The 15,564-nt window shown below is 68.0% G+C and carries 11 protein-coding genes and 1 pseudogene; 5 read left to right on the top strand and 7 right to left on the bottom strand.

Annotated features, from left to right (window positions below; genetic code table 11):
• Positions 1 to 378: 378 nt before the first annotated feature.
• The gene (locus CNR27_RS06595) at positions 379 to 1,761 is read right to left on the bottom strand and encodes a DEAD/DEAH box helicase (protein WP_096297477.1); all 1,383 of its coding nucleotides are present in this window, start codon (positions 1,759 to 1,761) and stop codon (positions 379 to 381) included.
• Between the two features lie 599 nt (positions 1,762 to 2,360).
• Between CNR27_RS06595 and CNR27_RS06590 the strand changes: the two genes are divergently transcribed.
• The 3 genes from CNR27_RS06590 (at position 2,361) to CNR27_RS06580 (ending at position 9,055) form a co-directional block, all read left to right on the top strand.
• A complete protein-coding gene (locus tag CNR27_RS06590) occupies positions 2,361 to 4,220 on the top strand; it encodes a monovalent cation:proton antiporter-2 (CPA2) family protein (protein ID WP_096297476.1) in 1,860 nt (619 codons plus the stop codon).
• A gap of 476 nt (positions 4,221 to 4,696) precedes the next feature.
• The gene (locus tag CNR27_RS06585) at positions 4,697 to 6,781 is read left to right on the top strand and encodes a M13 family metallopeptidase (RefSeq protein WP_096300381.1); all 2,085 of its coding nucleotides are present in this window, start codon (positions 4,697 to 4,699) and stop codon (positions 6,779 to 6,781) included.
• A gap of 249 nt (positions 6,782 to 7,030) precedes the next feature.
• A complete protein-coding gene (locus CNR27_RS06580) occupies positions 7,031 to 9,055 on the top strand; it encodes a M13 family metallopeptidase (RefSeq protein WP_096297475.1) in 2,025 nt (674 codons plus the stop codon).
• Positions 9,056 to 9,306: 251 nt separating this feature from the next.
• On the opposite strand, the gene CNR27_RS06575 is transcribed toward CNR27_RS06580, so the two are convergent.
• The 5 genes from CNR27_RS06575 to CNR27_RS06560 form a co-directional block, all read right to left on the bottom strand.
• A complete protein-coding gene (locus CNR27_RS06575) occupies positions 9,307 to 9,960 on the bottom strand; it encodes a rhomboid family intramembrane serine protease (protein ID WP_096297474.1) in 654 nt (217 codons plus the stop codon).
• 61 nt (positions 9,961 to 10,021) lie between these two features.
• Entirely contained in the window at positions 10,022 to 10,390 is a 369-nt protein-coding gene (locus CNR27_RS06570) for an MGMT family protein (protein ID WP_233580208.1), read from the bottom strand.
• Between the two features lie 2 nt (positions 10,391 to 10,392).
• Entirely contained in the window at positions 10,393 to 10,623 is a 231-nt protein-coding gene (locus tag CNR27_RS15435; protein WP_179948156.1) for a hypothetical protein, read from the bottom strand.
• 61 nt (positions 10,624 to 10,684) lie between these two features.
• The gene (locus CNR27_RS06565) at positions 10,685 to 11,812 is read right to left on the bottom strand and encodes an inorganic phosphate transporter (protein ID WP_096297473.1); all 1,128 of its coding nucleotides are present in this window, start codon (positions 11,810 to 11,812) and stop codon (positions 10,685 to 10,687) included.
• A 12-nt stretch (positions 11,813 to 11,824) separates the two neighbouring features.
• On the bottom strand, positions 11,825 to 12,451 hold the full coding sequence (locus tag CNR27_RS06560) for a DUF47 domain-containing protein (RefSeq protein ID WP_096297472.1): 627 nt from the start codon (positions 12,449 to 12,451) through the stop codon (positions 11,825 to 11,827).
• A gap of 294 nt (positions 12,452 to 12,745) precedes the next feature.
• Between CNR27_RS06560 and CNR27_RS06555 the strand changes: the two genes are divergently transcribed.
• Both CNR27_RS06555 and CNR27_RS06550 read left to right on the top strand, forming a co-directional pair.
• On the top strand, positions 12,746 to 14,053 hold the full coding sequence (locus CNR27_RS06555) for a hemolysin family protein (protein WP_096297471.1): 1,308 nt from the start codon (positions 12,746 to 12,748) through the stop codon (positions 14,051 to 14,053).
• A complete protein-coding gene (locus CNR27_RS06550) occupies positions 14,043 to 14,672 on the top strand; it encodes an exopolysaccharide biosynthesis protein (protein ID WP_096297470.1) in 630 nt (209 codons plus the stop codon). The genes CNR27_RS06555 and CNR27_RS06550 overlap by 11 nt, the downstream gene beginning before the upstream one ends.
• Before the next feature lie 147 nt (positions 14,673 to 14,819).
• Here CNR27_RS06550 and CNR27_RS15915 read toward each other — a convergent pair.
• Positions 14,820 to 15,563: pseudogene (locus CNR27_RS15915) on the bottom strand (EAL domain-containing protein); the annotation flags it as partial.
• Between the last annotated feature and the right edge of the window lies 1 nt (position 15,564).

Here is a 15,564-nt window from a genome sequence, read left to right as displayed (position 1 = left end):
CGTCCGAGCTCCGGGGCGACGAGGAATGACCTATTGCCCCCGCGCGCCGCGCGCACGCACCGGCGGCATCCCCTCGCCCAGTCCCTCGCGACCCGGAGCCCTGCCAGGCCCGACAGGCGCTCGCCGCGGACACGCTCCATGCACCACAGACCGGTTCGCACCGCACCGGGCCGGAGACGCGCGCGCCGGCGATGCAAGCCTGGCGGGACGATGCAGGACGTCTGCCGCCAGCGGCCAGCTCAGGGGCGGATCGCCCGCCGGACTGACGCGCGCCGTGGCCGCAAATACCGGACAGCACAAGGCCGCCCGAAGGCGGCCTTGTGTATTGACCTGATCCGATGAGACCCGGACGGCGGGGCCGCCGGGCCCAGCCCGGGATCAGGCCCGGCTGTCGCGACGCTCGGACTGCGCGCGGCCGGCGCCCGGACGGTGCTGCTTGGGACCGGCATGCGCATGCACGCTGCGATCCGCCGGCTTGCCATGACCCCGGTTGCCCGGCTTGCGCGGTGCGCGCTCACCACCCGGCTTCTGCTCGCCCATGCGCGCACCCGGACGGCCGCCGCCCGGCTGGCGACGCTGACCGCCTCCGCCGTTCTTCGGGATCGGCGTATCCAGCCGGATCGGCTGGCTCGGCGCGAAGCCTTCCACCGTCTCCATCGTGATCTCGGCATTGAGCATGCGCTGGATCTGCCGCAGCAGGCCGCCTTCTTCCGGCGATACCAGCGACAGCGCCTCGCCCGTCGCACCGTTGCGACCGGTACGGCCGATGCGGTGCACATAATCCTCGGCGACCATCGGCAGGTCGTGGTTGATCACCAGCGGAAGGTTCGGGATGTCGAGACCGCGCGCGGCGACGTCGGTCGCCACCAGGATGCGGGCGCGACCGGACTTGAACGCGTCCAGCGCCTTCTGGCGCTGCGCCTGGCTCTTGTTGCCGTGGATCGCAACCGATGGCAGGCCGGACTCGGCCAGCTGCTCGGCCAGGCGGTTGCAGCCGTGCTTGGTCTTGCCGAACACGAGCACCTGATCCATGTGGCGCTTGGAGAGCAGCTCGACCAGCAGGTCGCGCTTGCGGGCGTTGTCGACCGGGTGCGCGCGGTGGGCGATGGTCTCGGCGATGGTGCTGTTGGCCGCCACCGTGACCTGCTTGGGATCGCGCATGAACTCCAGCGCCATCGCCTTGATCCGCGGCTCGAACGTGGCCGAGAACAGCAGTGTCTGACGCGTCTTGGGCACACGGCTCATGATGCGCTTCATCTGCGGCAGGAAGCCCATGTCGAGCATCCGGTCGGCTTCGTCGAGCACCAGCACCTCGACTGCGTCGAGCTTGGCGTGGCCGCTGTCCATGTGGTCGATCAGCCGGCCCGGGCAGGCGATCAGCACGTCGACGCCGCGGCGCAGGTTGTCGATCTGCGGCTGCATGCCGGCGCCACCGAAGATCGTGGTGACGTTCATGCGCAGGTGACGACCGTAGGTCTTGAGGTTATCGGCAACCTGCACTGCAAGTTCGCGGGTCGGCACCAGGATCAGCGCGCGCGGCTTGCGCGGACCCTTGGGCGGGGTTTCCTTGGCCAGGCGCTGCAGCAGCGGCAGGCCGAATGCAGCGGTCTTGCCGGTGCCGGTCTGGGCGCCGCCAAGCACGTCGTTGCCACCGAGGATCAGCGGGATGGCCTGTTCCTGGATCGGCGTGGGAGTGGTGTAGCTGGTTTCGGCGAGCGCGCGCAGCAGCGCGGGCGACAGCCCGAGATCTTCAAACGTCATGATGGAACTCCTTGCGCTTCCGCACGCCACCAGCCGCGAACCGTGCGGACGCACGGCCGGAATGGAAACGCTGGGAAGTCTTGCTCGGAGCTATCCAGAACCGCGCTGCGAGCAATGATGAAACGGCTGCCGGATGCTCCGGGCCGTGGTCTGCGCGACGAAAGACGTGCGGAATAAGTCCGCGCGGATCAGGATCGATCAATGCGGAAGGCGTACCAGGATCGTATCTGTCGGCGCGGAACGCGTCGGACAGGGGCAGCCGTGTTGCAGAACCCGATGGAGTCTACGCCAATTCAGCCCCCGCAGCCACTGCCGCGTTGCGGCGTGCGTCATCCCGTGACGGATGTCCGTGGGCTGCGCGTCCCGGGGTCGGGCCCGGTGCGTGCGTGCTGGGCGAGAGTTCGGCGCTGTGTCACCATTTCCGCCAGCTTCGAAGGAGCTGGGGCGCGCGCTCCGCCGTTTCCGGCAACACGCCGCCCGATCGACCGGGACCTCTGTTGCGCGCCGCCCGCTGGCTCTGGATCCACAACGCGCGCTCGTGCGCGGACCGGGCGGCGGCTGAACGCGCCACCCGCCACGCCGTATGCAGGAAGCACTCCATGGCCACCGAAGCACAAGAGACCACCAGCCAGCTGATCCAGGTCGTCGCGCTACTCGGCGCTGCGGTCGTCGCCGTGCCGCTGTTCCGCAAGCTCAGGCTCGGCTCGGTCCTGGGGTATCTGGCCGCGGGTCTGGCCATCGGCCCATTCGGCTTCGGCTGGTTCAACGATCCACAGTCGATCCTGCATGTCGCCGAACTCGGCGTGGTGATGTTCCTGTTCGTCATCGGCCTGGAAATGCGCCCCTCGCACCTGTGGGGCCTGCGCCGGCAGATCTTCGGACTCGGCGCGCTGCAGATCCTGCTGGCGCTCACCGCCCTCACCCTGGTCCTCGCCGCATTCGGTTTCGACTGGCGCATCGCCTTCGTCGGCGCCGCCGGCTTCGTGATGACCTCGACTGCGGTCGTGATGCAGCTGCTGTCGGAACGCGGCGAGCTCGCACTGCCGCACGGGCAGAAGATCGTGTCGGTGCTGTTGTTCGAGGACCTGCTGATCGTGCCGCTGCTGGCCCTGATCGCGTTCCTGGCGCCAACCCACCCAGCGATGGCTGACGCGCCCTCGCGATGGCTGTCGGTCGTGATCGGCATGGGCTCGCTGATCGCGCTGATCGTCGCCGGCATCTACCTGCTCAATCCGATGTTCCGCATCCTCGCCGCGGCGAAGGCCCGCGAGGTCATGACCGCGGCCGCGCTGCTGGTCGTGCTCGGTGCGGCGCTGCTGATGCAGCTTGGCGGGCTGTCGATGGCGATGGGTGCGTTTCTTGCCGGCGTGCTGCTGTCGGAATCCTCGTTCCGGCACCAGATCGAGGCCGACATCGAGCCCTTCCGCGGGATCCTGCTGGGCCTGTTTTTCCTTGGCGTCGGCATGGCGCTGGACCTCGCCGTGGTGGCTGCGAACTGGCCGCTGATCATCGGGGCGGTGCTCGCGCTGATGGCGACCAAGGCCCTGTGCATCTATATCGTCGCGCGCATCACCCGCAGCGCCCACCGCGAGGCGCTGGAGCGCGCGGTGGTGATGGCACAGGGCGGCGAATTCGCATTCGTGCTGTTCGCCGCCGCGGCCTCCACCGGCCTGATCGACGTCGAGGTCAACGCGAGCCTGACCGCGGTCGTGGTGCTGTCGATGGCGCTGACCCCGCTGCTGGTGCTGATCACTGGACCGCTGACCGCGCGCCGCGAGGCTCCGTCGCTCGATGGCGTCGATGTGGTCGCCAACCAGAACGGCAGCGTGCTGATCATCGGGTTCGGCCGCTTCGGCCAGGTCATGAGCCAGTCGCTGCTGGCACGCGACGTGGACGTGACGATCATCGATACGGACATCGAGATGATCCAGAGCGCGGCCGAATTCGGCTTCAAGGTCTACTACGGCGACGGCACGCGGCTGGACGTGCTGCATGCGTCCGGCGCGCACAGCGCGCGGGCGATCGCGGTGTGCATCGACGACCGCGAGGCCGCCGACCGCATCGTCGAACTGGCGGCCGAGCAGTTCCCGCAGGCCAAGCTGCTGGTGCGCGCCTACGACCGTGCCCACGCGCTCAAGCTGGTCAACGCGGGCGTGGATGTGCAGATCCGCGAGACATTCGAATCGGCCGTCGTGTTCGGCGCACAGGCGCTGCACGCGCTCGACGTGCCGGAGGAAGAGGCCGAGGCGATCGCCGCCCAGGTGCGACGGCTCGACACCGAGCGCTTCGAGCTGGAAATCGCCAGCAACGATACCCGCGCCGGCATTCCGCTGATCATCAAGAACACCGCCGCGCCCGGCCCCAGGCCGGCGCCCCTGACCCGTCCCCGGCGGGAGAGCAAGCTGCTCAACGATGTGCCGGCCGCGCGGACCGACACCCACGGTCCGTCGGCGCCCTGACCGATTCGACAGTAACTTTGCATCGCCCTGCCCGGGGCCGGCCGGGCCGCGTCACCCGTCTGCGAATTGGACGTGCCCGATCGACCGGCGTGTGCAGCAAGCGACACAGGGTCCGGATCACCTTCTCGGCGGTCAGCGAGATCGCCGCGATCCTCGCTGGTGACGGGGCGTCACTGGAGCGGCTCCCTTGCAGCCACGCATCGCGCCGGGGGCCGTCGCGAAGCCGCCGATCCCGATCCGGCGATCCACGTAGCGCTTGGCCGCGTGCAGGGTCGCGCCCTGTCGACACCTGACTCGCTCACGCCGCAGCCGCGGGCCCGCGCGCCCTGCCGCCCCGACTCGTGTCCGGCCGCTGCCGGCATGACCTTCGACACCCCTGCCGGCGGGAGCGCAGGCGTAGAGTGCCCTCACACCGGGCATCGCCCGGCGGTCCTTCCTTCTGGAGATTCCACGTGATCGCTCTCGCTCCCCGGCGCCTGCTTCTGACCTGTTCGATCGTGCTGGCGCTGTCCGCCTGTTCCCGCGGCCAGGACACCCCCACGGCAACGGATGCCGCGCCCGCCGGCGATGCCGATGCGGCCAAGCTCACCCTGGACGAGAGCACGCTGCCGGGCGTCAACCGCTTCGAGATCGGCGATCTCGACACCAGCAAGAACGCGTGCACCGATTTCAACGGCTACGTCAACGGCAAGTGGCTCGCAGCCAACACCATCCCGGGCGACCGCAGCTCGTGGGGCGCGTTCGAGATGCTCGACGAGCGCTCGACCGCGATCCAGCGCCAGCTGGTCGAGCAGGCGGCAGCGGACAGCAAGGCCGACGGCGTCGAGAAGATCGTCGGTGACTTCTGGGCCACCGGCATGGACGCCGAGAAGATCAATGCCCAGGGCATCGAACCGCTGAAGTCGCGGCTGGCGGAGATCGACGCGCTGACCGACGGCCCTGCCGTGGCCGAGTACCTGCGCCAGACCTACGCGCGCGGCGAAGGCGGCCTGTTCGGCTTCGGTCCCGAGGCGGATTTCGATGCGCCCACGATGAACATCGCCTACGTGATGCAGGGCGGCCTCGGCCTGCCCGACAGCACGTACTACACCGATGCCGACAAGGCCGAAGTGCGCGACCAGTACGTCGCCCACATCGCCAGGATGCTCGAGCTGTCCGGCGTGCCGGCGGCCGAAGCGGCCAAGCAGGCCAAGTCGGTGCTGGCCTTCGAGACGCGGCTGGCAAGCAAGTCCAAATCCAGCGTCGAGATGTCGCGCGATGTGAAGCTGTTCTACAACCCGGTGACGCCGGCCGAGGCCGACGCGCTCACACCGAACTTCAAGTGGACGACGTTCTTCGAATCGCAGGGCATCCCGGCGCCGGAGAAGTTCTCGCTGGCGATTCCGGAGTTCCACAAGGAGTTCAGCGCGATGCTCGGCGATACGCCGGTCGCCGACTGGCAGAGCTACCTGCGCTACCACCTCGTCGACGGCGCGGCGCCGTATCTCGGCGACGAGTTCGTGCAGGAGAACTTCGACTTCTACGGCAACAAGCTGCGCGGCCAGAAGGAACTCAAGGAGCGCGGCAAGCGCGTGCTCGACACCATCAACAACCAGGTCGGCGAGACGCTGGGCCAGCTGTACGTGCAGGTCGCCTTCCCGGCAGAGTCCAAGGCGCGCATGGAAACGCTGGTCGAGAACCTCAGTGAAGCGCTCAAGGTCCGGATCGAGAATCTCGACTGGATGAGCGACGAGACCAAGGCCAAGGCGATGGAGAAATGGGCCTCGTTCACGCCGAAGATCGGCTACCCCGAAAAGTGGCGCGAATGGGACGGTCTCACCACCTCGCGTGACAGCTACATCGGCAACGTGCTCGCGGCGACCCAGTTCAACTACAAGTGGATGCTGTCGAAGATCGGCCAGCCCGTGGACAAGACCGAGTGGGGCATGACGCCGCAGACGGTCAACGCCTACTACAACCCGCTGCAGAACGAGATCGTGTTCCCGGCCGCGATCCTGCAGCCGCCGTTCTTCGATCCCAATGCTCCGGACGAGATGAACTACGGCGGCATCGGCGCGGTGATCGGGCACGAGATGACCCACGGCTACGACGACCAGGGCAGCCGCTTCGGCCCCACCGGCAAGTTCGAGAACTGGTGGACCCAGGCCGATGCGACCGGCTTCAGCAGCCGCACCGACCTGCTGACCTCCCAGTTCAATGCCTACGAGGCGGCGCCGGGCAAGCATGTCGACGGCAAGCTGACCCTGGGCGAGAACATCGCCGACCTCGGTGGCCTGGCCACGGCCTATGACGCGATGAGGAAGGCGGCGGGCGACACGCCCGACCCGATGACCGACGGCCTCAGCCGCGACCAGCGCTTCTTCCTCAACTGGGCCACGGTGTGGCGCCGCAACTTCACCCCGCAGGAGCTCGACGTGCGCCTGAAGACCGACTCGCATGCGCCGGCGAACTTCCGCGCGATCGGCGCGCCGTCGAACCTGCCCGCTTTTGCGGCCGCGTTCTCGTGCAAGCCCGGCGACCCGATGGTGCGCACCGGCGATCAGCAGGTCGTGATCTGGTGATCCAGGCGGCATGAAGGATGAAGAAGCCCGGCAGCGATGCCGGGCTTTTTCGTTGCATCGGCCCCACGCGTCCTATCGGCGCCCAGCCGCGCTCCGGCTCCCGGCTGCGCCGGACGACTTTTCCGCCCACCGACGAAGAGCAGGCCCGCACCGTTCGGGATGCGGGCTGCGCGGCCGGCCGAACGCCCTACGTGCCGCGACCACGTGCCTTGCTAGACTTGCGCGATTCACGCCCGCACGGACCTCGCAATGTCGCTTCCGCACACGTTTGCCCGCCCTGCCCTGCTCGCCGCCTCCATCGCCCTGCTCGTGGGCCTGAGTTCCGATGCCGACGCCCAGCGTCGCGGCGCCGCCGCACCGAAGGGGCCGCCGCCCGTCACCACCTGCACCGATCTCTACAGCGCAACCAACAAGGATTGGCTGGATGCCAACGTCGTCGCCGCAGGACAAGGCGTGCGCTCGGCACTCGGCGAATTGCAGGCACGGGCGCTGACCCAGCAGTACGACCTGCTCAATGGCGCGATGACCGCGCCGCAGAACGACGTGCAGCGCCTGCTTGGTGATTTCTGGGCCAGCGGACTGGACGAAGCCGCGGTCGAAGCCGATGGCGCCACGCCGATCGCCCCGCTGATCGCGCGCATCGAGGGTATCCGCCGCACGCGCGACGTGGCGCCAGCCATCGCCGCGCTGCACCAGGTCGGCATTCCGGTGCTGTTCGATTTCGGCGCGGAAGTCGACCTGTCCGATCTCGGCCGCCACCTGGGCTATTTCACCCAGGGCGGCCTCGGCTTGCCCGATCCGGCCTATTACAGCCGCGGTGATGCGCAGACCCAGCAGATCGTCGCGCAATACACCCAGTACGTACGCAACATCCTGGCGTTGACCGGAACCGCCGAAGACCGCCTCGACGCGGAGACCGCGCTGGTGCTCGACCTCGAGCGCCGTATCGCCGCCGCGTCCAGGCCACTGGCCGAACTGCGCGATCCCCGCGCCCAGTACGCGCTCGTCGATACCGCCAGCCTCGACAAGCAGTTCCGTCGCCTGCAACTGGGCGAATTCCTCGCCGCGCAGGGCGTGCAGGCGCAGCAGGTCTCGCTGGCCAATCCGGCGCTGTTCACACAGCTCGATACGCTGGTCAACGGCCTCAAGCCCGAACAGTGGAAGGCCTATCTGCGTTTCCACATCGGCAACGCGATGGCGCCCTACCTGTCGAAGAGCTTCCGCGAGGCCGAGTACGACTTCCACGGCCGCATCCTGCGCGGCGAGAACGCCCAGCCCACGCGCCAGGAGCTGGTACTGGGCGCGATCAACCGCGCAGCCGGTCCGATGATGTCGCGCGAATACGTCGCCACGTACCTCCCCGAGGCCAGCCGCGCCCGCGCCGAAACCGTCGCCGGCCAGGTCCGCGACGCACTCGGCCGCGGCATCGACCGCAGCACGTGGATGACCGATGCGGCGAAGACCGAAGGCAAGGCCAAGCTGGCCGCGTTGTCGATCGAGATCGGCGCGCCGGTGCAGGACATCGATTACACCGTCCAGCCCATGGGCCGCGCCAGCTTCGGCAGCAACATGCTGATCGCCTCGACCTGGCGCCACGCCCAGGAGATGCGCCGTATCGGCCAGGCGAACGCCGCTCGCCGCTGGGACGTGCTTCCGCAGACCCCGGCGCTGGCCTACGACCCGGCGCAGAACCGCCTGATCGTTTCCGCCGCGATACTGCAGGCCCCCGTGCTGGACATCGCCGCCGATCCCGCCGCGCATTACGGCACCTACGGTGCGCTGGTCGGCCATGAGCTCAGCCGCGCCGTCGACACCAAGGGCAAGCATGTCGACAGCACCGGCACCGTGCGGACCTGGTGGAGCGTCGATGACGACGCTGGCTGGCTGACCGCGACCGACAAGCTTGTGGCCCAGTACAACGCCTACGGCTATCCGGGCCTGAGCGGCGTCCAGGTGAACGGCGCGCTGACCCGCGACGAGAACGCTGCCGACCTGGCCGGCGTGGAACTGGCCTGGGATGCCTTGCAGCAGGCCAGCCCGGAGCTGACGCAGCCGGCCCGGGAAGCCTTCTTCCGCGGCTGGGCGCAGCTGTGGCGCCAGCAGGCGTCGGTCGACCTCGCCACCCGCAACGCCTCCAACAGCATCTTCGCACCGGGCCAGTGGCGCGCGAACGGTCCGGTCTCGAACCTGCCGGCCTATACCGAGACGTTCAAGTGCAAGGCGACCGACCCGATGGGCCGCAAGCCCGAAGACCAGGTCCGCATCTGGCGCTGAGCCGAGTCGCGCCTGTTCCTTCAAATGCGCCGGCCTGTCCGGCGCATTTTTTTTGACCGCGGAGATCGGGCCACACCTCGCTTCAGCTAGTCGCCGGCGCGCTGCCGGGTAGCGGCCCTCCCACCGGTATCAGCGAAGATGCATGGTCCCGGGAGGCCGCGCTTGCGCCGGGGTCACCGCGAGGCCGGGAATCGTCGCAAGGCTTCGGAGGGCCTGGCAGCCATCTTGCGGCAGCCGCCCCGCGCGGCGCTTCAGAGCCTGCGGACGTGACGCTTGCGCCCGCCGCGGTTGAACGGCGGGCGTCCGCGCCAGTGCTGCAGCAGCAGCCAGCCGAACAGCATGCCGCCCAGATGTGCGAAGTGCGCAACGCCCGAGCGCGTGCCGGTGATACCGAGCACCAGTTCGACCAGGCCGTAGACGATGACCAGGGTGCGTGCACGCATCGGAATCGGCGGAAACAGCAGCACCAGGCGCTGGTTCGGGAACAGCACGCCGTAGGCCAGCAGCAGGCCGAACACGCCGCCTGATGCGCCCAGCGTGGGATACGGAAACGCGCCCTGGGCCAGCGACCAGCTGACCACGCCCAGCTGGCACAGCCCCGCGCCGACCACGCAGACCAGGTAGTAGGTGACGAAGCGCCGCGTGCCCCAGGTGTACTCGAGCTGGGAGCCGAACATCACAAGCGCCAGCATGTTGAACGCCAGGTGCGCGATGTTGCGCGGGTCGTGCATGAAGCCGTAGGTCACAAGCTGCCACGGCATGAAGCCGAGCCCACCGACCTCGCTCCCGCCCAGCGGCCACAGCATGAACACCGCCAGCGCGTTGCCCAGCACAAGTTGCAGGACGAACACGACGACATTGATGGCCAGGATCGCTTTGACGGCCTGTGGCAACCTCGGAAACATCCGGACTCCTCACTGTGCGGCGCCATGATAGCGGGCCGCGAGTGGATGCGACCGTGCAGGATCAGTCGGGTGCGCCGGGTCCCCACAGCGCTTTGTCGAGACCGTCTTCGACCGGCATGCGCACGCGTCCACGGGTCACCGTGACGCCTTCGGCGTGCAGGCGGCGCGCCTGCTCCGCAAAGCCCGCGGACTGCTCGGGAAACGCGATGCGACCGTCGCTGCGGACGATGCGGTGCCACGGCAACTCCGGATCGCCGTGGTCACGCAATACCCGCGCGACCAGTCGCGCGCGGCCCGGCAGCCCGGCACGGCGCGCGATGTGCCCATAGCCGGCAACGCTGCCCGCAGGTACCGCGCGGATGGCGGCGAGGATGCGCTCGCGGGCAGCTGCGTAACCGTCCAGGGCAGCGTCCGCCTTGCAGGCGATCAAAATCAGGATCGTGCGTCCGAGCGGCCGGGATGCCGCAAGGCGTGCTTGATGCGACCGATCCCGTACAGCACGAGACCACTCATGAAGCCGCCCATCGCTCCCCAGATCATCAGCTCGCGGGTGCGCGTGTTCCCGAGCTGCACATTGAACACGATGAGCCCGCAGACGATGCCGAACAGAATCAGAAGCAGCCCACACTTCAGATAAATGTTGGTCAGACCGAGTCGATTCACAGGCACATCCTCATGCGGTGTCAGGCGACTCTAGCAAACCGCCCGCAGGCAGCTGCGCAACTCATACCCAGCCGAAGTGATGGAGCGTCCGGAACAGGCCATAGGCGATACCGCCCGACATCGGGATGGTCAGGATCCACGCCCAGATCATCTTGTTGACCACGCTCCACTTGATCGCATTGAGCCGCTTGGCCGTGCCCACACCCATGATCGCCGAGGAGATGTTGTGGGTGGTCGAAACCGGGATACCGAGCGACGACGCGGCCAGGATCACCGACGCGGCGCTGGTCTCGGCGGCGAAGCCGTGGATCGGATGCAGCTTGACCAGCTTGTGGCCGAGCGTCTTGATGATGCGCCAGCCGCCAGCTGCGGTGCCGGCCGCCATCACCAGCGCGCAGCTGATCTTGATCCACAGGTCGATGTCGCCATTGGCCAGCGCGCCGGGCGAGGGATGCAGGAAGGCGAGCCAGTCCGGCAGGTTGTCAAGCGTCCCCACGCTCTGGGCGCTGACCAGGGTCAACGCGACGATGCCCATCGTCTTCTGCGCATCGTTCATGCCGTGCGCGAACCCCATACCGGCGGCGCTGACGATCTGGCTCTTGCCGAACAACGCATTGACCCAGCGCGGACGGGCGAGGCGCGCCAGCACACCGCCGCTGCGCGCCATCATCGAGATGATGAAGAACAGCAACCCCATCATCAGGAAGCCGGCGGCGAAACCGAGGACTGGCGAGCCGACCATCGGCACGACCACCTTCCACAACACGCCGGCGCTGCGCCAGATCGGTTCTGCGGGCTCCGACCAGATCACCACGTCGAAGTTCATTCCGGCCGCGGCCAGCGCGGCGCCGATCAATCCGCCGATCAGCGCATGCGAGGACGACGAGGGCAGACCGAACCACCAGGTGATCAGGTTCCAGACGATCCCGCCCACCAGCGCGCACAGGATCAGCTGCGAACCGACTTCGACGACCCCTGCATCGATCAGGCCCGAAGCGATGGTCTGCGCCACAGCGGTTCCCGCCAGGGCGCCGATCAGGTTCATCGAGGCAGCCAGGCCCACGGCCTGCATCGGCGAAAGCACTTTGGTCGCCACGACGGTGGCGATCGAGTTGGCGGTATCGTGGAACCCGTTGATGTATTCGAACACCAGCGCGGTCGCGACCACGATCAGCACGAGGGTCAGCATGAGGTCGGCCCGTCAGGAGTTCTTGAGCACGATCTCGTAGGCGACCACGCCGGCTTCGCGGCAGCGGTCGATCGCCTTTTCGAGGATCTCGAAGAATTCCTTGAGCAGGAACATCTGCAGCGGGTCGAGCTTCCCCGAATAGATGTCGCGGTACAGCTCGAGCATCAGCCGGTCGGCTTCGTTCTCCAGCGCGCGCAGCTCGTCGTTGAGCGCCTTCATCGGCTCGAGCTTCATGCTGCGCAGGGTGCGCACCATCTTTACAACGACCGCTGCGGCCTGCTCGAGCATCGCCGCGCGGGGCGCGAAATCGATATGTTCCAGGTGCTGGGTGGCCAGCGAGTAGCGGTCGGCGAACTTTTCGATCTGCTTGGGAATCTTGTAGAGCGCCGAACCCAGCGCCTCGATGTCCTCACGCTCGATCGGCGTGATGAAGCTGTCCACCAACGCTTGGCTGATCTTGTTGGACGCCTCGCGCTCGCGCATGCGGGCCAGCTTGAAGGCGTCGAGCGCCGGCTGGCGATCGGCATCGCGGAGCATCGCGTGCAGGGCCTTGGAGCTGTCGTGCGCCGCGACCGCGGCCTCCTCGAGCAGGGTGTAGAACTGGTTGCCTTGGCCGAAGATGGTTTGCAGGGAGAACATGCCGGACGCCTCGATGTCGCGTGCCCGGGGTGGGACGCTTTGCGCAGGCGCGAATTATGACGGCTCAATGACAGTTGCGGCCAGCCCGGCGCGGCTCAGGTCGCCATTGCCATCACGGCCCGCTGCTATAGTCCCCGCCGCGCCCCCCGCGCTGTTCATCCCGCACATGGAAGACGATTCTAGACCGCCCCCCGCGTCCGCCTGCTCGCCGGTCCCGAACCGCCGCCAGGCCCGACCGCTTGCCGCCCCCCGCCATCGCCGTGACCGGCATCACATACCGCGGGAGGTCCGGCGATGCTGGAACTGATCCTGATCGTGCTGCTGCTGATCGCCTGCAATGCATTCTTCGCTTTGTCGGAGATGTCGGTGGTCACGTCCCGCAAGCCGCGTCTCAAGCAGCTGGCCGCCGAGCACCGCAGCGCGCGCGCCGCGCTTGACCTGGCCGAGCATCCCGAGCGCTTCCTGTCCACGGTCCAGGTCGGCATCACCACGATCGGCGTACTCACCGGCATGCTCGGCGGCGATGCCCTCGGTACGGCGATCGGTACCTGGCTGGCATCGAGCCTGCCGATCCTGGGCAGCTATGCCTCGACCGTCGGCACCGTGCTGGCGGTCAGCCTGATCACGTTCCTGACCATCGTTTTCGGCGAACTGCTGCCCAAGCGGCTCGCACTGCTGGCGCCCGAACGCCTGGCATCGCTGGTCGCCCTGCCGATGCACTGGCTGTCGCGAGCCGCCACGCCCGCGGTGTGGCTGCTCAGCGCCAGCGTGCGAGGTCTGCTGAAACTGTTGCGACTGGACAACACCCAGGCGGCCCAGGTGTCCGAAGAGGAGATCCGCATGCTGGTGAGCGAAGGCCACGAGCAGGGCGTGATCGACACGGACGAGCGGAACATGGTGAACCGGGTGCTCACCCTTGGCGATCGCGACGCCGAGAGCCTGATGACTCCGCGTACGCGCATCGCCTGGCTCGACATCGGCGCCAGTTTCGAAGAAAACCTCGCCGATATGCGCAAGACGCCGTACTCGCGCTATCCGGTGTTCCGCGGCAGCGATGCGGATGTGGTGGGCGTGCTCGAGATCAAGTCGCTGATCGACCGCCTCGAGGAGCCCGAGTTCGACCTGTTCAAGTACCTGCGCGAGCCGCTGTTCGTCTCCGAGTCGACGCCGGCGATGAAACTGCTGGAAATCCTGCGCGAGCACCAGCAGTCGCTGGCCCTGGTGGTCGACGAATACGGCGACATCACCGGCATGGTGACGATCAACGATGTCATGGAGGCGGTCATCGGCCGCACCCAGAGCAGCGGCGCCGATGCCACCCCGCTGGTGGTCACGCGCGAGGACGGCTCGATGCTGGTCGACGGCACCCTGCCGACGGGCGCCCTGCGCGAACTGCTCGGCGGCGGCGCCCTGCCGGGCGAGGACGAGCACATCTTCCACACTGCGGCCGGCATGACGATCGCGCGCTTCGGGCGGATTCCCAACGTCGCCGAGCATTTCGAATGGAACGGCTGGCACATCGAGATCGTCGATCTCGACGGCCCCAGGGTCGACAAGCTGCTGTTGCAGCGCCTGTCCGACACCCACGACGATGCCGCCTGAGTCCGACCAGCGCGGGCAAGCGGGCACCCGCGAGTTGCTGGCGGCAATGGCGCAAGGCGATCCGGCCGACACCCTGCGCTTCGACGACCTGCTGCTCGGGCTGGGCAAGCGGGTCTTCGGCATGATGCTGTTCATGGCCACCCTGCCCGCCTTCATTCCCGTTCCCGGGGTTGGCGGCGCCATCGGTGGCCCGCTGGTCGTGCTGATCGGTGTGCAGTTGCTGCTCGGCATGCGCAAGCCCTGGCTGCCGCGATGGCTCGCGCAACGCGGCCCCCATCGCCGCGCGGTGCAGCGTTTCGAGGCCGTGCTCGATCCCTGGCTCAGACGGCTCGAGCGGCTGAGCCGGGCGCGCCTGACGCACGTGCTCGACCATCGGGCAGCGACCATGTTCACTGGACTGGTGCTGGTGCTGCTGGGGATCCTGCTGGCCCTGCCGATCCCGTTCACCAATTACGTCTTCGGCCTGCTGCTGCTGGCGTTCGCGCTGGCCCTGCTCGAACGCGACGGGGCGCTGATGCTGTGGGCATGGGGCGTGGGGGTGGCCGCCATCGGATTCTTCGGCGTGCTCAGCGGCGCCCTGGCGACCGCGACCGGCGAGTGGCTGGGGCGGCTGTTCTAGGACCGGGCCTGCACGTTCCGACTGTCGGGCGTCACGCAGCGCGCGATGCTGCTGCCCTGCACGTCTTGGGGCCGTGTCGTCAAGCGCGAGCGATCGCCAGGCACCGGGCGCCGCGGGCCCAGGAGGCAACCCCAGCGCAGGCGATCTTCAGGCGAGCAGCGCGTCGCACTCCGCCGCCGTCAACGGAGGGCCCAGCCAGTAGCCCTGGCCGAGATCGCAGCCGCGATCGCGCAGCACCTCGTACTGGCCCTCCGTTTCCACACCCTCGGCGACGACGGTGATACCGATGGAATGGGCCATCGAAATGATCGCGGAAGTGAGCGCCAGATCGTCGGGATCCCGCAACAGGTCGGCCACGAAGCTGCGGTCGATCTTGACCCCGTCCACCGGCACCCGTCGCAGGTGGTTGAGTCCGGAGAAGCCGGTACCGAAATCGTCGAGCCAGATCTTGACCCCACGCGTGCGCAGTTCACCGAGCACCTGTCCGATCCGGGCCTCGTCACCGATCACCGCGGTCTCGGTGAGCTCCAGGTGCAGCAGGTGAGGCGGCAGGCCCGAGTCGTGCAGTGCGGCCTCGATCTCGGCCGCGAAGACCGTGCTGTGCAATTGTCGGGGAGACACGTTGACCGCAATGAACAGCGCCCCCGCCTTCGTGAAACGGCGCTGCCAGGCACGTGCCTGGATGCAGGCCGCACGCAGCACCAGCGGCCCGATCACGTCGATCAACCCGCTCTGCTCGGCCACGTCGATGAACACCGGTGCCGCCACGTGGCCGAGTTCTGGATGTTGCCAGCGCAGCAGCGTTTCCACGCCGACCAGCGCCCGGTCCTCCATCCGCACCACCGGCTGGTAGACCAGGCTGAGCTCGCCGCGCTCCCAGGCCCCGCGCAGC

This window comes from Luteimonas chenhongjianii (genome assembly GCF_002327105.1).
Taxonomy (GTDB): Bacteria; Pseudomonadota; Gammaproteobacteria; order Xanthomonadales; family Xanthomonadaceae; genus Luteimonas; species Luteimonas chenhongjianii.
Note: the sequence above shows the minus strand (reverse complement) of the source record. Positions and strands in the feature narration are given on the sequence as shown.